This window comes from Rufibacter sediminis (assembly GCF_014269285.1).
GTDB classification, from domain to species: domain Bacteria; phylum Bacteroidota; class Bacteroidia; order Cytophagales; family Hymenobacteraceae; genus Nibribacter; species Nibribacter sediminis.
Window position 1 is genome coordinate 296,131 of sequence record NZ_JACOAF010000058.1, and the last position, 18,010, is coordinate 314,140.

At 52.1% G+C, this 18,010-nt stretch carries 13 protein-coding genes; 12 read left to right on the forward strand and 1 reads right to left on the reverse strand.

What is annotated here, in order from left to right; all coding sequences use genetic code 11:
* Nucleotides 1–55: 55 nt before the first annotated feature.
* The 12 genes from H7U12_RS21965 to recQ all read left to right on the forward strand — a co-directional run bounded on the left by H7U12_RS21965 (nucleotide 56) and on the right by recQ (nucleotide 16,513).
* The gene (locus H7U12_RS21965) at nucleotides 56–532 is read left to right on the forward strand and encodes a SixA phosphatase family protein (protein WP_186642067.1); all 477 of its coding nucleotides are present in this window, start codon (nucleotides 56–58) and stop codon (nucleotides 530–532) included.
* 121 nt (nucleotides 533–653) lie between these two features.
* Nucleotides 654–1,403: a ParA family protein gene (locus H7U12_RS21970; protein ID WP_186642068.1), complete on the forward strand. Its 750-nt coding sequence runs from the start codon at nucleotides 654–656 to the stop codon at nucleotides 1,401–1,403.
* A 150-nt stretch (nucleotides 1,404–1,553) separates the two neighbouring features.
* On the forward strand, nucleotides 1,554–6,986 hold the full coding sequence (locus H7U12_RS21975) for a HAMP domain-containing protein (RefSeq protein WP_317170809.1): 5,433 nt from the start codon (nucleotides 1,554–1,556) through the stop codon (nucleotides 6,984–6,986).
* Nucleotides 6,986–7,486, forward strand: coding sequence for a chemotaxis protein CheW (locus H7U12_RS21980; RefSeq protein ID WP_186642069.1), 501 nt, complete (start codon nucleotides 6,986–6,988; stop codon nucleotides 7,484–7,486). Before H7U12_RS21975 ends, H7U12_RS21980 begins: the two co-directional genes overlap by 1 nt.
* Nucleotides 7,487–7,510: 24 nt before the next feature.
* On the forward strand, nucleotides 7,511–7,891 hold the full coding sequence (locus H7U12_RS21985; protein ID WP_186642070.1) for a response regulator: 381 nt from the start codon (nucleotides 7,511–7,513) through the stop codon (nucleotides 7,889–7,891).
* 105 nt (nucleotides 7,892–7,996) lie between these two features.
* Nucleotides 7,997–9,049 carry a CheB methylesterase domain-containing protein gene (locus tag H7U12_RS21990; protein ID WP_186642071.1) on the forward strand — a complete coding sequence of 351 codons (1,053 nt, stop codon included), beginning with the start codon at nucleotides 7,997–7,999 and terminating at the stop codon, nucleotides 9,047–9,049.
* Complete coding sequence (locus H7U12_RS21995) at nucleotides 9,046–10,677, forward strand: chemotaxis protein CheA (RefSeq protein ID WP_186642072.1); 1,632 nt, start codon at nucleotides 9,046–9,048, stop codon at nucleotides 10,675–10,677. The genes H7U12_RS21990 and H7U12_RS21995 overlap by 4 nt, the downstream gene beginning before the upstream one ends.
* Before the next feature lie 36 nt (nucleotides 10,678–10,713).
* Entirely contained in the window at nucleotides 10,714–11,337 is a 624-nt protein-coding gene (locus H7U12_RS22000; protein ID WP_186642073.1) for a chemotaxis protein CheC, read from the forward strand.
* Nucleotides 11,338–11,530: 193 nt separating this feature from the next.
* Nucleotides 11,531–12,817, forward strand: a complete 1,287-nt coding sequence (speE, locus tag H7U12_RS22005) for a polyamine aminopropyltransferase (RefSeq protein WP_186642074.1) — start codon at nucleotides 11,531–11,533, stop codon at nucleotides 12,815–12,817.
* Between the two features lie 4 nt (nucleotides 12,818–12,821).
* Nucleotides 12,822–13,913: an agmatinase family protein gene (locus H7U12_RS22010; protein WP_241749623.1), complete on the forward strand. Its 1,092-nt coding sequence runs from the start codon at nucleotides 12,822–12,824 to the stop codon at nucleotides 13,911–13,913.
* A 9-nt stretch (nucleotides 13,914–13,922) separates the two neighbouring features.
* Complete coding sequence (locus H7U12_RS22015) at nucleotides 13,923–14,255, forward strand: phage holin family protein (protein ID WP_186642075.1); 333 nt, start codon at nucleotides 13,923–13,925, stop codon at nucleotides 14,253–14,255.
* Between the two features lie 125 nt (nucleotides 14,256–14,380).
* A complete protein-coding gene (recQ, locus tag H7U12_RS22020) occupies nucleotides 14,381–16,513 on the forward strand; it encodes a DNA helicase RecQ (protein WP_186642076.1) in 2,133 nt (710 codons plus the stop codon).
* Nucleotides 16,514–16,675: 162 nt separating this feature from the next.
* Here the strand turns inward: recQ and H7U12_RS22025 are convergent, their stop codons facing one another.
* Nucleotides 16,676–17,845 (reverse strand): S8 family serine peptidase, encoded by a 1,170-nt coding sequence (locus tag H7U12_RS22025; RefSeq protein ID WP_186642077.1) that lies wholly within the window; start codon nucleotides 17,843–17,845, stop codon nucleotides 16,676–16,678.
* Between the last annotated feature and the right edge of the window lie 165 nt (nucleotides 17,846–18,010).

An 18,010-nucleotide genomic window follows, 5' to 3' on the forward strand; every position in this document is an offset into this window, starting at 1 on the left:
TGAGGTAAAAGAATATACCTTAGGGGGGTAAAAAGGTTTTTAAGGACACACTCGCATGAAGAATCTACTGTTAATGCGCCACGCGACAGCCGAAGAAAAAGCTATCTGGCAAAAGGACTATGACCGTGAAATCACACTTTTTGGGGAGCGCCAAGCCGGAGAGGCGGGTCTCTGGCTTAAAAACCAGGCGTTGTTGCCTGATCTGATTTTATGCAGCTCCTCCATCAGAACCCGCCTCACGCTGGACAACCTGCTGGAGCAAATAGGGCAGAAGATTCCCACCCAGTACGAGCGGGATATTTACTACGGCTCTGAGCCGGACCTGCTCTCCCTGTTACACGGCGTGAGTGATGAAGTGGATACGCTCCTGTTGATAGGGCATAACCCCACCATCTCTTTCTTCGCTTCTGCGCTGGCCAATGAAGAAGTGTCATTTAACCCAGCGGCCATCGCGCACCTGCACTTCAACGGGTACTCTTGGGAGAACCTGCGGGCAGGCACCTGTAAGCTGCATTTCCTGTACCAGCAATAATCTTCCTATTTAGGGGCCGTTTTCCCGAAAGGGGTCTTAAAATGTGAAAGACCCTTATAATTATTTGTAGTTTAGCGGCTCGATCTACCTCAAGAAAATTTTTCGTTTTTTTCTGTAACCTATGGCAGCAACAATCGTATCGGTCATCAACCAAAAGGGAGGTACTGGTAAAACTACCACCACCATCAACCTGGGAAGCGCCCTGCAGAAGCTGGGCAAACGCGTGTTGTTAATCGATCTGGATCCTCAAGCCAACCTCTCGTATTCTTTGGGCATCACGGAGCCCGCCTGCACCCTCGCAGATGTTTTTTCCGGCAAAGACAAGCTGGCAGACTGCATCCAGGAACGGAATGGGCTGTTTGTGGCCCCCGGCACCAATGACTTGGTGGACGTGGAGATCTCCCTGGTCAACCATGAGGAGCGGGAACGGTTTTTGCAGCACATGTTTGAGGAGGTGCAGGACTTTGACTACATCCTGATTGACTGCCCACCTTCTTTGTCGCTGCTCACGGTAAATGCGCTGGCCGCTTCCAACGAGGTGTTGATTCCGCTGCAGATGGAGGTGCTCACGCTGCAAGGTCTGGGACAAATCCTGAACACGGTGCAGCAAATCAAAAAGAACCTGAATGAAAAGCTCAAAGTGAAAGGCATAGTGGTGGTCATGTATGACAAGCGCCGCAAGCTGAGCTCAGAGATTGAAGATTACCTGAAAGAAAACGTGGACGAATACATTTTCCAGCAGCGCATCCGGCTGAACGTCAAACTCGCCGAGGCCCCCTCGTTCGGGCAGAGCGTGTTGGACTATGACGCGGCTTCGTATGGGGCGAAAGATTATTTGGGCTTGGCTAAAGAATTTATCACTATTCCATAGCAGCGGAACTTCCAGAAGTCTTGTATTATTAGTAAATTGCGAGGATGTCTGAGCAAGAGGGCATCAGAAAAAATAAGATATCGGCAGAATAAATGCCACACGAGATAAAACGCTCTTCAATTCAAAGATAAGATGGCTTTAGGTAAAAACTTGAAACTCAACAAGGACAAACTGATTGGGAAGACGGAGGCCGAGACACCCGTGGAGACCCCCACGGATGCCGCTGCCGCTACGCCGGTTGAGGTACCGGCGGCAAGTCAACCTGATGAAATGCCCATAATAGAGCCCGTGAGAGAGATTGCGCCCTCAGCGGTTGATCTTCCTTTGGCTGAGTCCAATGGGAAGTCTGCCGTTTCAAGAGGTCGCGCAGGAGGAAAAACATTGGAGAAAACAGACAACAAACCTGAGAAAGCCGTCACTGAACCTGAGAACGACCAGGCCCGCAAGAGCAATTCTCCGCGACAAGCCACTCAGAATCAGGATTCTGATTATATCAACGAGCAGCTGAACCGCGTGCTCTACGCCCTGGATGCCTTTAAAAAAGGAGACGTTTCGGTGCGCCTTACCAAACAGAACAACGACATCTTCTCTGAGATCGCCGAAGCCTACAACTCCATGGTGGAGATGATTGGGGGCGTAGGAGGCGAGGTGTCGCGTATCTCCAAAGTGGCTGGGGTCGAGGGAAACCTGAAAGCCCGTGCTTCCGCTGAGAGCGCCTCTGGTTTCTGGAAGGACATGATCAACAACATCAACGGCCTGGTAGACTCCATCGCCGTTCCGGTATTGGAGGTAGGCAAGGTACTGAAGAACATCTCGCGCGGTAACCTGGACGAGACGTTCCAGATTCCCGTATCCGGTGACTTCAAGGTCATGGCCGAAACCATCAACCGTACCATTGACAACCTGAACCTGTTTGCCGGTGAGGTAACCCGCGTGGCCCTGGAGGTAGGTACCGAAGGGAAACTGGGCGGCCAGGCCTCGGTGCCGAACGTAGCCGGTATCTGGAAAGAACTGACAGATAATGTAAACGCGATGGCTTCCAACCTGACTCTTCAGGTGCGGGACATCGCGAAAGTAACCACTGCCGTGGCCCAGGGAAATCTGGACCAGAAAGTAACCGTGGACCTGAAAGGGGAAATGCTCCAGCTCAAAGAGAACATCAACCAAATGGTGGACTCTCTGAACATCTTCGGGGATGAGGTAACCCGGGTAGCCCGTGAAGTGGGTACCGAGGGTAAATTAGGTGGCCAGGCGAAAGTGCCGAACGTAGGCGGGGTTTGGAAAGACCTCACCGACAACGTGAACACCATGGCCTCCAACTTGACCTCTCAGCTTCGTGACATCGCGAACGTAGCAACCGCAGTAGCGAAAGGTGACCTGACCCAGAAGATCACGGTAAACGTGAAAGGCGAGCTAGCCGAGCTGAAGGACAACCTGAACCAGATGGTGGACTCCCTGAACATCTTCGCGGACGAGGTAACGCGGGTGGCAAGAGAAGTAGGAACCGAAGGTATCTTGGGTGGCCAAGCCAACGTGCCAAAAGTAGCGGGTGTTTGGAAAGAACTGACCGACAACGTAAACTCCATGGCGTCTAACCTGACCCTTCAGGTACGGGACATCGCCAACGTTGCGACTGCGGTAGCAAGAGGTGAGCTGAGCCAAAAGATTACGGTAAATGTAAACGGCGAGCTCCTTCAACTGAAAGATAGCTTAAACCAGATGGTGGACTCCCTCAACATCTTCGCCGGTGAGGTAACCCGCGTGGCGTTGGAGGTAGGTACCGAAGGTAAATTAGGCGGTCAGGCCACCGTGCCGAACGTAGGCGGGGTTTGGAAAGAACTGACCGATAATGTGAATTACATGGCGTCTAACCTGACGCTGCAAGTACGGGACATCGCCAATGTGGCAACCGCGGTAGCGAAAGGCGACTTGACCCAGAAAATCACCGTGGACGTGAAAGGCGAGCTCCTCCAACTGAAGGACAACCTGAACCAGATGGTGGACTCTTTGAACATCTTCGCCGGGGAGGTAACCCGGGTAGCCCGTGAAGTGGGTACCGAAGGTAAACTGGGCGGACAAGCCACTGTTCCGAATGTGGGTGGAGTTTGGAAAGACCTTACTGACAACGTGAACTACATGGCCTCCAACCTTACTTCTCAGGTGCGCGACATCGCTAACGTAGCGACCGCTGTAGCGAGAGGAGACTTGAGCCAGAAGATCACCGTTGGGGTAAAAGGCGAATTAGCCGAGCTGAAGGACAACCTCAACCAGATGGTGGATTCCCTCAATATCTTCGCGGGTGAAGTAACCCGCGTGGCGTTGGAGGTAGGAACCGAAGGGAAATTGGGCGGACAAGCGGCCGTGCCGAACGTAGCCGGTACCTGGAAAGCACTAACCGATAACGTGAACTCCATGGCGTCCAACCTGACGCTGCAAGTACGTGACATCGCTAACGTAGCTACTGCGGTAGCGCGTGGTGACCTGAGCCAGAAAATCACGGTAAATGTAAAAGGCGAGCTCCTCCAGTTGAAGGACAACCTGAACCAGATGGTGGACTCCCTGAACATCTTCGCCGGGGAGGTAACCCGGGTAGCCCGTGAAGTGGGTACCGAAGGTAAGCTAGGTGGTCAGGCAGCGGTACCGAACGTGGCTGGTACCTGGAAAGCCTTAACAGATAATGTAAACTCTATGGCGTCTAATTTGACGCTACAAGTAAGAGATATCGCAAACGTAGCCACAGCGGTAGCGCGTGGTGATCTGAGCCAGAAGATCACCGTTGACGTGAAAGGCGAACTCCTCCAGTTGAAGGACAACCTGAACCAGATGGTGGACTCTCTCAACATCTTCGCCGGGGAGGTAACCCGGGTAGCTCGTGAGGTAGGTACCGAAGGAATCTTAGGAGGTCAGGCCAATGTGCCGAACGTGGGTGGGGTTTGGAAAGACCTCACGGAGAACGTGAACTACATGGCTGGTAACCTGACCTCTCAGGTACGGGACATCGCCAACGTAGCGACTGCGGTTGCAAGAGGTGACCTAAGCCAGAAGATCACCGTTGATGTAAAAGGCGAACTCCTCGAACTGAAAAACAACCTGAACCAGATGGTGGACTCCCTCAACATCTTCGCCGATGAGGTAACTCGGGTGGCAAGAGAAGTGGGAACCGAAGGGAAACTGGGCGGCCAGGCCAACGTGCCGAAAGTGCGCGGTACCTGGAAAGAGTTGACCGACAACGTGAATTCCATGGCGTCTAACCTGACGCTCCAAGTGCGGGACATCGCCAACGTGGCAACCGCGGTAGCGAAAGGAGACTTGACCCAGAAAATCACGGTAGATGTAAAAGGAGAGCTTTTGGAGCTGAAGAACATTCTGAACCAGATGGTGGACTCCCTTAACATCTTCGCCGGCGAGGTAACCCGCGTGGCCCTGGAGGTAGGAACCGAAGGGAAACTGGGCGGCCAGGCAGCCGTGCCGAACGTAGCCGGAACCTGGAAAATGCTCACCGACAATGTGAACTCCATGGCGTCTAACCTGACCTCTCAGGTACGGGACATCGCTAATGTAGCCACTGCGGTAGCGAAAGGAGACCTAAGCCAGAAAATGACCGTGAATGTGAAGGGTGAAATCCTTCAACTGAAAGATATATTAAATCAGATGGTGGACTCCCTCAACATCTTCGCGGGTGAAGTAACCCGCGTGGCGTTGGAGGTAGGTACCGAAGGTCGTCTGGGTGGTCAGGCTTCAGTGCCAAATGTGGCCGGAGTTTGGAAAGACCTCACCGACAATGTGAACACCATGGCGTCTAACCTGACGCTGCAAGTGCGGGATATCGCGAACGTAGCAACAGCGGTAGCGAAAGGAGATTTGACCCAGAAGATTACCGTAAATGTGCGGGGTGAGTTGGCCGAGCTGAAAGATAACCTGAACCAGATGGTGGACTCCCTGAACATCTTCGCCGGGGAGGTAACCCGCGTGGCGTTGGAGGTAGGTACCGAAGGTAGATTGGGTGGTCAGGCTTCCGTGCCGAATGTGGCCGGAGTTTGGAAAGACCTCACAGACAATGTGAACGTAATGGCCTCTAACCTGACCACGCAGGTGCGGGGTATCGTGAAAGTAGTAACGGCGGTATCTAAAGGTGACTTAACCCAGAAACTGACCTTACAAGCCAAAGGTGAATTAGCCGACTTAGCCGATACCATCAACAGCATGGTGGAAGACCTGAATCGCTTAGCCGGTGAGGTAAGCCGGGTGGCTAGAGTAGCCGGGGTAGAAGGGAAACTAACCGAGCGGGCCACGGTGCATGGTGTATCTGGTAGCTGGAAAGAACTGGTTGATACCTTAAATGACCTGTTAGAGTCCATCGTAACGCCGGTGCTGGAAGTGTCCAGAGTAGTACGTTCCATTTCTGAGGGTGATTTAACTCAAAAGGTGGAAATCCATACCGCTGGTGATATTCTGGCCATGTCCAACGCCTTGAACTTAGCGGTAGACAACCTGAATGCCCTATTGGGTGAAATCAACGATTCATCCCTAATCGTGGGTTCGTCTTCTGAAGAGATGGCGGCCAAAGGGTTGGAGATGAACCGGGTAACGGTAGACGTAGCCTTGGCCATGCAACAAATGGCGGAAGGTGCGCAAAACCAAGCCTTGAAAACAGACCAGGCCTTCAAACTGATTGAAGAAATCATGAAGGCCACCAAAGAAACCGCGAACAAAGCTGATGTGGTGAACCGTTCGGCGGTGATGGGGGAGGAAACTTCTCAATTAGGTCTGAAAACTGTGGCCGAGGTGGTGCGCAACATGGAAGAGATTTCTTCTTCTGCGGCTCTAACCGCCAAAACCATTGAAGTACTAAGTACCCGTAGCCAGGAAATCTCCAAGTCACTGGGCGTAATCACCGACATTGCCGCTCAAACTAACTTACTGGCCTTGAACGCGGCCATTGAGGCGGCCCGTGCGGGTGAAGCAGGACGTGGTTTCGCGGTAGTAGCCGAGGAAATCCGGAAACTGGCCGAAGGCTCCCGGAAATCAGCCAGTGAAATCAGCACCTTGGTAGACGATGTGAAGAAAGATACCTCTTCTGCAGCGGCGGCGATCGCGACCATGGAAGGCCGCGTACTCAAAGGAAAGAACGCCACGTTTGAAGCGTCCGGCGCCTTTAAGAACATTGCGACTTCCAGCGGTGAGACGCTGCGCAGTGCCCAGGACATCCTGGTGTCAACGGAGGTACAGAAAACGTCTATCGGGGATGTAGTGAAGTACGTGGAGGAAGTGGTAGCCATTGCGGAACAGACCGCCTCCGGTACGCAGCAAGTGGCCGGTACTGCCAAACAACTGTCCGGCTCCATGCAAGAGATGACCTCTGCCAGCCAACGCCTGAATGACATCGCCGATGACCTCCAGATGAGTATTTCGGCCTTTAAACTTGTCAATGGCAACTTGATCTTCCCTAACCGGAATAGCCGCAAGTTGACGGCGGTGCCACCTACCCGGAAACGCGTTTTTACCGGCGACGAGGCGAATGACGCTGAATTTGACAAGCGGTTAACCAGTAAAAAATCGCTTAAAAACAGAGGTCAGGAATAATGGAGTCTCAGAACATACGAGATAAAAAAGAGAAGGTAGTTGAGGAGAAGGTGCATCTCATTGTCTTTAAACTGGGCAGTGAAGAATACGGCGTCCGCATTGATCAGGTGAAGGAGGTAACCATTACCCCTGAGATCACCCGTATGCCCAAGACCCCTTCTTTTATAAAAGGAGTTTCCAACATCAGGGGAGATATCATCGCTATCATGAACCTGGAAGAGCGCTTCAAAATTGAGCGCCCTTCCGGGCCATCTAGCCCGCATACCTACACCCTGGTGATGGAAGCGAAGGATTATACCATGGGCTTTATCGTGTACGAGGTGCCGCAGTCCCTGACGTTGCCGGTCTCCAGCATAGACAAAGCCCCAGCCTTTATTCAGGACATCAACATCAATGAAAACTTCATTGAAGGCATCGGGAAGTATGATGACCGGCTCATCATCGTGCTGGACATCTTCAAGATCCTTACCTCAGATGAAGTATTGCAATTGAAATCATAGTGCTCATTATCGACCTTATTACTTATGGAAATCACGGATAAAAAAAGAATCTTAATTGTAGATGATTCCTTCTACATGCGCACTATGTTGAAAAACATGCTGCTGGACGCCGGGTACGATGTGGTAGGGGAAGCTCCGGACGGGAAAACCGCCCTGCAGATGGCTAAGGAAAAAATTCCGGATCTGGTTACGCTGGATGTGATCTTGCCAGACAACACCGGTTTAGATGTGTTGAAAGGAATCAAGCAAGATAACCCAGACATGAAAGTAGTGATTGTCAGTGCCGTGGGGCAGGAGGTGATCATGAACGAAGCTGCCGAGTACGGTGCCCTGCATTACATCATCAAGCCTTTCTCTGAAGACAAGGTGTTAGAAGCGTTGAGCAACGCTTTTAAAGAAGAATAGGAAAAACAAGTTTAAAACGCGCCACACCTTCACCCTGTGCACCAAACAAAGATCAGAGTTTTAATTGGGGATACCTCTGTACGCTCAAGACTTGTGCTTTCTGGAATGATTGACGCCGAACCTCAGCTTGAGGTGGTAGATACAGCCCAGTCACAGGAGGAATTGCTGCACAAAGCATTTTCTTCGCAGCCAGACTTGATCGTGACCCACTATGGCCTGACCATGAGTGGCCGGGTTCCTCTGTTCAGGCGGGTGTTTGGGGAGAAATCTTCCCTTTTGCTGATGGTTTCCCAAAATCTGGCCCAAAACGCAGACTCTATCACCAGTACGCTGGAGAAAACGGGCTTTGCGAATTATTCATCGGCCAGCGGAAAAGTTGCCATGCGGGAAGCTGCCAAAGCCGGTCTGATGACCAAGCTGCGGGAATTGGTGAACAGCTACTCGGCTTCCTATTCCATGAAGCCAAAGGTGAAAGAGCAGACCAGAGACCGGTGGCTGAACTATACCAATTCGGTACGGGTCAACACAACCGCGAAAGAGACGCCGCTGTCATTGGTGGTGATTGGAGCTTCTACCGGCGGCTCTGCTGCCCTGGAATACCTCATCAGAGATCTTTCTATTCATCAGCCCACCGTGGTGTTGGTGGCCGTGCACATGCCGGAGAAATTCACCAAGCGGTTGGCCCGCAGGTTGCAGAAACTCACCCACTGGCGCGTGGAAGAAGGATTTGAGGGCATGCGCCTGACCGCCGGAACCATTGTGATTGCGCCCGGTGGGCAGAACATGCGCGTCCAGAAAAAATCATTGCACCTGTCACCCTATACCATCTCGCTGGAGCCGTCGTCGGCCATGGATACGCCTTCGGTGGATGTCCTGATGGAGTCTGCCGCCCATAGTGCCAAAGATCAGGTATTGGGCGTCATCTTAACCGGAATGGGACAGGACGGCACCGCCGGGGCGCAGGAGATCGTGAACCGCGGCGGCCTGGTGATCGCTCAGAATGAAGAAACCTCCACCATCTTCGGAATGGCTAAGTCAGCCATTGAGAGTGGGGTAGTCAGTGGCGTTTTCCCCTTAGGGCAGATAAACGCCATTATGCACCGGTTTGTGATGAACCGTAATTTGAGCCACGTGCTCCAACAGAAACTGGTAGGATGAAGTCGAGAGATCAGGAATATAAAGAGATATTTATAGCCGAGGCTCTCGAGTATTATGATGCGCTGAACCGGCACATCAGTGATCTGGAGAAAACCCCGGAAGACGAGCAAGTACTGGCTGAGGTGTTCAGGTTACTCCATAACCTGAAAGCCAACGCCAAAGCCATCGGCTACGAAACCATCGCCGACGTTTCCCATAAGCTGGAAACCGCCTTTGGCATGATCCGGAGCAAGGAGCTGAATTTTAGTGATGAGGTGGTGACCGTTCTTTTTGACGGCATTGACATGCTGGGGGAGATGATCACCGGCATTGACGGCACCAAGGAAGTGGAACCCAGCCAGGCGCTGCTCCGCAATCTGGACATCGTCATCAATTCACAGGCAGAGAATTCCACTGAACTGTCAAAGGTTCAGAAACACTATACGTCCAAAAACCTCTCGCTTTCTGATCTGATTTACATTCAGATCAAGAAGCTGGACCACTTGTTGAACCTGGTAGGGGAGCTGATCATTGACCGTGACCGGATCTTCTCCATCAGCAAGGAACTGGACAACGATGACCTGAAGAACGTCAGCGCGCACCTGTACCGCATCACCGAAGATTTGCAGTACAGCGTCATGGATGCCCGTCTGGTAAACGTGGGCTCGCTGTTCAACAAGTTTCCGCGCATTGTGCGGGACATTGCCGTGGCCGAGAAAAAGGAAATCAACCTGGAGATCTCCGGGTCTGACATCCAGATTGACCGGAACATCCTCCAGATCATCACCGATTCGCTTTTGCACCTCATGCGGAACGCCATCTCGCACGGGATAGAAAAGGCCGATGTTCGGAAAAAGGCCAAGAAAACGCCCAACGGCAATGTCATGCTTTCGGCGCAGAATGACCGTGACACGGTGATCCTGAAACTGACCGACGATGGCAAAGGCATTGACCAGGAGGAGGTGAGACGCGCCATCGTGCAGAGAGGTTTCCTGTCAGCGGATGCCGCCGGTGACCTGCGCGATACCGAGGTGCTGTCCTATCTGTTTGAGCCCGGCTTTTCGCTGGCCAAGGAAGTAACGGAAGTATCTGGCCGGGGTGTAGGCCTGGATGTGGTGAAAAACGCCATCGACTCCATTGGCGGCCGTATCAGAGTAGATTCCAAGAAAGGCGAAGGAACCACCTTCACGCTCTTCCTGCCTACTTCCATTGCCGTGAAAGGAGCGTTGCTCTGCCAGGTAGAGGAGAATTTCTACGCCATTCCGCTGATGCACACCGATTCGGTGGTCGCTTTGCCCACCGAGGAACTGCACGAAGTGGGAGAACTGCTGGTGGCGGATATCAACGGGGAGACCATCACCATTGTGTCTATGCGCGAGCTGTTCAATAACGATCTCAGCCAGTACGCCGTTAAGAAAAGCGACTTACAGGGCGAGGCGCAGAACATCATCATTGTGACCTACAACAACCGGAAACTGGGGCTGATCGTGGACAAACTGCTACGCCAGCAGGACATCGTGATCAAAGCCCTGAGCAAACCGGTCAATACCATTGAGATATATGCGGGGGTAACTCTTCTGGGTTCGGGCAAAGTGTGCCTGGTGCTGGATGTGGCCGCTATTACCCGCTACTTTATTGCCAGAAGATAAGAGCTGATGGGAAACAACAATTTTATAGCCTGATTCATGGAGCTTCAAGTAAATGAACTAGAGCGGGATATTATCAAAGAAATCCTGAACATAGGACTGGCCCGGGCCGCTGACTCTTTTGCCGTCATCGCCAAGGATCGTGTATTGTTGAAAGTGCCAGACCTGCAGTTGATGGAGGCCGAGGAGCTTCTGAAGATTGTGCGGGCGTATGAAAACTCGCACACCATCATTCAGTCAGATATCAAAGGGGAGCTGAACGGCTCTACCCTGATGTTGTTTTCCGAGCTGCACGTGGAGCAACTCTCCAGAGTGTGTCTGGGCATGACGGTGAATGGAAGTGACCCGCTCACCGAGATGCAGGAATCCCTGCTGCTGGAGGTGAGTAACATCATTACCGGGGCCCTGGTCACGCAATTGGCCAACATCCTCAAATCCAACATCTACGGTTCGCCGCCGGTGGCGCCCAAGCATGACATCGCCGAGTCGCTGAAAGGCATTTTCACGGACCATCCGCTGTTTCAGCCGCTGGTGTTCACGGTGATTACCCAGTTCACCAACAACTCCAAAATGGTGGAGCTGCCGCTGCTCCTGTTTTTTGACACCAACACCTTCATTAAAATATTGGAGATTATCCGGTCTTATAATTTCCTCACCAAGTAACCACTTAGTGGTTTTCACAAGCAAAAGAGCCGCCCTGTGCGGCTCTTTTGCTTGATGAGAAGCCAGGAAATTCCGTTTTGTGGTCGTTTTAAGAAAAATAGACGCGAAACGCAAGGAAGTTCTACCTTTCCAATAAGGTATCTTTTTTGTTGTTTTGCGCGTCTGAACAATAAATAGAACTAGATTAACGCTTATGGACGCTTTAGGAAGACATATTCTGGTAGAGTTTTACAACTGCTCGCCGGAGTTGATGAACGATGTGGTACACATTGAGAACAGCATGGTAGCAGCGGCCGAGACCGCCGGGGCCACGGTCATCAACAGTACCTTTCACCACTTTTCTCCCTATGGCGTATCGGGTGTGGTAGTGATCCAGGAAAGCCACTTGGCCATCCATACCTGGCCCGAGTACGGTTATGCAGCCGTAGATTTGTTTACCTGTGGCGATTCCGTAGATCCCTGGGTTTCCTATAACTACCTGATTGACGCGTTCAAGGCCAGCCACGGCTCTTCCATGGAATGCCTCAGAGGCCAACAAAGCCTGCTCAAGCGCACCGATTTCACCGTGGAAGCCCGCGACTCAGGTCAGCCGGTTGCTTCCATCCCGCGCATCACCCGCGATGTGTGGTTTACGGAGCGCGATGAAAACATTGCCCTTTCGCTAAAACACACCGGAAACCAGCTCTACAAAAAACAATCGCCTTACCAGAAGGTGGAGGTGTTTGAAACGCTGGCCTACGGCAACATGCTCACCTTGGACGGCATGGTGATGTGCACCCAGAAAGACGAGTACGTGTACCACGAGATGATCACCCACGTGCCTTTCTTCAGCCATGGCAACGTAAAACGGGCGCTGGTGATTGGCGGCGGCGATGGTGGTACCGTGCGTGAACTGCTGCGCCACGACAGCATTGACGAAGTGGTGTTGGTAGAGATAGATGAACTGGTGATTGAGGCCTGCAAAGCCCACCTGCCGGAGACCGCCAGCGCCTTCGGTCATCCTAAACTGAAACTGTTGGTGGAAGACGGCATCAAATACATTCAAGAGTGCGCCAACGAAGCTTTTGACCTGATTATCGTGGATTCCGCTGATCCGGTGGGCCCGGGCGAAGGCCTGTTCACCGCCGAGTTCTATTCTGAAGTGCACCGTTGCCTCACCGCCGAAGGCGTGATGATCACCCAAAGTGAGTCCCCGCGCTTCAATACCAAAGTGTTCGTGGAGATCTTCGAGACCTACAAAGGCATTTTCGGGCAAGATAACGTGCATTGCTATCTGGCGGCCATTCCTACGTACCCCACCGGTACCTGGAGCTTCTCGTTTAGCACAAAAGGCAGCAACGTGCACCCTAAGAAATTCAACCAGGAGGCCGCCGCCGCGTTTTCAAGGGAGCAAGGCCTGCGCTACTACAATGAAGACATCCACGTAGCCGCCTTTGCCTTGCCAAACTTCGTAAAAGATTTACTTTCCTCTAAAGCGTAGTACTATGAGCATGAACATGCCCACCATGTGCGACTCCAAGCACAAGAAAATCACTTCTTTTGATCAGAACGGCGTTGGCGATGTAGGCAGTGGCCTGTTCGGACTTCCGTTCACCGAGGAAGAGTCTGAGGTAGTAATTTTCCCTATTCCGTGGGAGGTGACCGTTTCCTACAACGCCGGTACCGCCGAAGGGCCTACCGCCGTAAGGGACGCTTCTCCGCAGCTGGATCTTTTTGACCCTGAGTTACCCAACGCCTGGCACCTGGGTATTCACATGCCGGCGGTGCCCGAGGATTGGGCCCTGGAAAGCCAACGCCTGCGCGAAAAAACGGAAGCTTATATTGACTTCCTGGAGAACGGCAGCAAAGGCGATTCTGCTATCCATGACGCCACTATTGAAGAAGTAAACCGCCGGGGCGAGGATCTCCTGCAGTGGTCAAAAAAAGAGACGTTGGCGTACCTGGAGAAAGGGAAGTTGGTGGGCGTACTGGGCGGTGACCACAGCACCCCGCTGGGTTTTATGCACGCTTTAGCCGAAAAGCACGAAGAATACGGCATTTTGCAGGTAGACGCGCACGCCGATTTACGCGATGCCTACGAAGGTTTCACGTACTCGCACGCGTCCATCATGTTCAACGCCCTCAAACTGCCGCAGGTGAAGAAACTGGTGCAGGTGGGCATCCGGGACCTTTGCCAGGCTGAGGCCGACCTGGTGGATCAGTCCAACGGACGCATCACCACGTTCTATGACAGCAAGATCAAAACCAAGATGTTTGAAGGAACTTCCTGGCGCAAGCAGTGCAAGAAAATCATCGCGCAGCTGCCCCAGAAAGTGTACATCAGCTTTGACATTGACGGGCTGGACCCTAAACTTTGTCCGGCCACTGGTACCCCGGTGCCCGGAGGTTTTGAGTTTGAAGAAGCCGTGTACCTGATCAAAGCGCTGGTGAAATCCGGCCGCGAGATCATTGGCTTTGACCTGTGCGAAGTGGCCCCCGGCGACAGTGAGTGGAACGGGAACGTAGGCGCCAGGCTGCTCTACAAACTCTGTAACTGGATGGCCGTATCTCAGAAAAGATTAGAAGCCTCACTATAACTTATCACTATGGGATTCATCCTCAAGATTATCATCACCGGCATCGTAGCCCTGGTGCTGGCGCAGTTTTTCCCGGGCGTCACCATTGACGGCATCTCCAGCGCCATTTTACTTGCATTAGTGCTGGCGATATTAAACGCCGTGGTTCGGCCCATTCTGGTGCTTTTGACCATTCCCATCACATTCCTGACGCTGGGGTTGTTTTTGCTGGTCATCAACGCTATCATCCTGTACATGGCCGATTACCTGCTGGACGGGTTTAATATCAGCGGCTTGCTGACCGCCATTTTGTTCAGTTTGGTGCTGTCTATTGTGACGGCCATCATAGATGCCATCTTCTAGGTTGAGTTCTTTATTGCTAACCATTTTAGATAGCCCGGAAGTTTTCCGGGCTATTTTTGTTTATAGACACACGTGAGAAAGGAAAAAAGGCGTTTTTGGCGTATTTTTGTCAAAACGATTAGGAAATGGGAGTAAAGGAAGCACGCGAGGCGCTGAAGCTGTATTTTGGTTATGATCAGTTCCGGCCCGGTCAGGAAGACATCATCACCAGCGTTCTGGATAAGCGGGACACGGTGGTGCTCATGCCCACTGGCGGCGGCAAATCGGTGTGCTACCAGGTGCCCGGCTTGGTGATGCCCGGCCTGAGCGTGGTGGTTTCTCCCTTGATTGCTTTGATGAAAGACCAGGTGGAGGCGCTGCTCGGCAACGGCGTGAATGCCGGTTACCTGAACAGTTCCCAGTCGGCTAAAGAGCAGCAGTTGATTGAGCAGCAGTGCTTTGACGGCCGCCTGAAAATGCTGTACGTCTCGCCGGAGAAACTGCTCTCGGCGGGATTTTTCTCGTTCCTGAAACGGCTGCAGATCAATCTGTTCGCCATTGATGAGGCGCACTGTATCTCGGCCTGGGGCCATGATTTCCGGCCCGAGTACCTGCAACTCAAAAACCTGAAACTGCAGTTTCCTGAAGTCCCCATCATTGCACTGACTGCCACCGCAGATCGGCTGACCCAGCGTGATATTCTTACGCAGCTGTACCTGCAGGATCCCAAGGTGTTCATTTCCTCCTTTGACCGGCCCAACATCTATCTGCAGGTGCAGCCCGGCCAAAAACGGATAGAAGCCATTCTGGATTATCTGGAGGAACGTCCTTTTCAGCCGGGCATCATCTACTGCCTCAGCCGGAAAGCCTGTGAATCTTTGGCGGCCAAACTGAAGGAGAAAGGCTACAACGCTGATTATTACCACGCGGGTTTATCGGCTAGGGACCGGGAACAGGTGCAGGAGAAGTTTCTGCAGGACAACATCCAGATCATGTGCGCCACCATTGCGTTCGGGATGGGCATTGACAAGTCCAACGTGCGCTGGGTGATTCATTACAACCTTCCCAAAAACCTGGAAAGCTACTACCAGGAAATTGGTCGCGGCGGCCGCGATGGCGCACCCGCCGAGGCGCTGTTATTTTACAGCTTAGCCGATGTCATGACGCTGCGCGATATCGTGACCCAGGGTGAGAACAGCAAGGAGCAGGCTTTGTCCCTTGCCAAGCTGGACCGCATGCAGCAGTTCGCGGAAAGCACCAGTTGCCGCCGTAAAACGTTGATGCACTACTTTGGGGAGGAATATTCCCGCAACTGCGGCAATTGTGATATCTGCGATAATCCGCCTACCTCGTTCAACGGCACTGAACTGGCCCAGAAAATCTTATCGGCGGTAGCCAGAACCAAGGAAACAGTTGCCTCGGCGCAGGTGGTGGACATTCTACGCGGTTCCCGTAACCAACTGACCTTGACCAGAGGCTATGACCAACTGAAAACCTTCGGCGCGGGGCGCGATGTGCCCTCGCAGGATTGGCAACGGTACATCCATCAGCTCATCAATCAGGGAATTCTGGAAATCGCCTATGATGAACACGGAGCCCTCAAGTTGACCAACGCCAGCCAGGAGGTGCTTTTTAAGGGCAAAAAAGTAGAACTGGTCAAATTCCAAGCACCACTGCCCAAAGAGGAGAAAGAGAAACGGCAGAAGAAATCCAGAAGTGGCGTGGAGACGGCATTGTTCGAGCACTTGCGGCATCTCCGGAAACAATTGGCCAACGAGCGCAATATTCCGCCGTATGTAGTGTTTACGGACAATACCTTACAGGAAATTGTGGAGCAACGGCCTACCAACCGTCCGGCTTTCCTGGCTATTTCTGGGGTGGCGCAGGCCAAGTACGAGCAGTACGGGGAGATCTTCATCAACGCCATTCTGAGCTTTCTGGCCCAGCAGGCAGAGCAGCAACAGGTAAAACTAAAGGGCACCACGCACCTGGTCACCTATGAGTTGCTCCGGCAGGGGAAAACCCCGGAGGAAATCTCGGAGCAGCGGCAGGTGCAGATCAACACCATCTATTCGCATCTGGCAACGCTTTACCAGCAGGGTTATGAAGTGGATCTGAAGCCTTACCTATCAGAGTGGGAGTATAGCCGGGTGCGGGAAGGAATTTTGCAGACCAAGCAAACCGCCGCCCTGAAACCCATCTTTGACTACCTGGAAGGCGAGATCGATTACCTGAAAATCAGGCTCGGAATTGGTCGGTTCAACAAGGAAAATAGCTAAAGCTGATCTAGTAGCTGCAACGTCTGCTAAACAGCGCCAGCCTGTTTTTGTTCTAATTTCTGAAAAGAAGCCCCGAAATAGATCAACTATTCTGAATATTATATTTATCAAAGAAAAAGGCCCGCATATAGCGGGCCTTTTTCTTTGATAAAAGAGCTGAGATTATTTCATAGCGATAGGATCTGGCGTGCCGTCTGGGTCGTTGGTCACGAAGCCTTGTGAGTTCACAATGCCGCCGTTTACGGCCAGAATACCAGCTACGTGAGGAGCCGCGTAAGACGTTCCGTTGCCGGTGGCGTATCCGCTGCCTTTCCAGGTGGTTCTGATGTCAGTACCAGGAGCAGTGAAGTTTACTGAGGCTCCAAAGTTGGAGGTAGGGTTGAAGCTTCCGTAAGAATTCATGTTGGAAACCACGTACACATTTGGCGCGATGATGCGGGCCGGAGAATCTACTTTGCAGTCAATGTAGCTGTTACCGGAGGCCACGGCAATAAAAATACCACGGGCGGCTGTTTTCTTCACCAGGTCATCTAACATGCTAGAGGCAGCTACGCGTAAGCTCATGTTCACCACATCACCTGGCTGCGCGTTCTGGAACACGTAGTTCATGGCAGAGTAGATACGGGTAAGCGTTCCGTAACCGGTGTTGTCAAATACCCGCAGGGCTACGATAGTGGCATTGGCAGCAACACCAACTACGCCTTCGTTATTGTCTTTGGCACCAATCACGCCGGCTACGCCTGTTCCGTGACCGTAACCATCTTCAAAAGAAGCATCGCCGGAGATGAAAGACTTGCTGCGTACCATGTCCACGTTCAGGTCTGGGTGGTTGGTCTGCACGCCTGAGTCAATTACCCAAACAGTTTTGCCAGTACCATCACCGTACCCTACGCGGGCTACTCCCCAAGGAATAACTTGGGTGGATGTAGTAGTAGTGGTAGTAACTGTAGACGATGTTGCGGTTTTGCCAAGCGATACCGCTTGCTCAGGTTCTATAAAGGCAACATTCAGGTCGGCACGCAGGAGATTGATTTCTTCCTTGCTGAATGACCCGGAAAAGCCGTTCAAGGCTCCCTGGAACATTTCACGGGCGCGGCCGATTTCCATTCCATTTCTCCCCAAAATTCTTTCGCGTAATTCACTAACCGATTGTCCTTTTTTGTCTTTCAGGATAACAATGAACTTACCCGGAATAACTTTAGAGGAAGAGGTAGGCTCTACCGCTAAATTGGCGGCTTCTTCCACCATCATGTCTTGCTGGCAACCCGAGATAGAAAAAACGGAAGCCAATGCAAAAAAGGACACTGCTTTCTTAAACGTAGCTGAATTCATAAATTTAATTAGTAAAAAATGCTCATAAGTTGGTTTAAACTGGACAATACCAATAATAGATCTGCTGATATTAACGCTACAAAGGTAGTATATAATCCAACTTATCTCCAAAATTTACTATAAATAAATATGGGTGGGTAAGTGCTTTGGATTGAGCCGAATGGC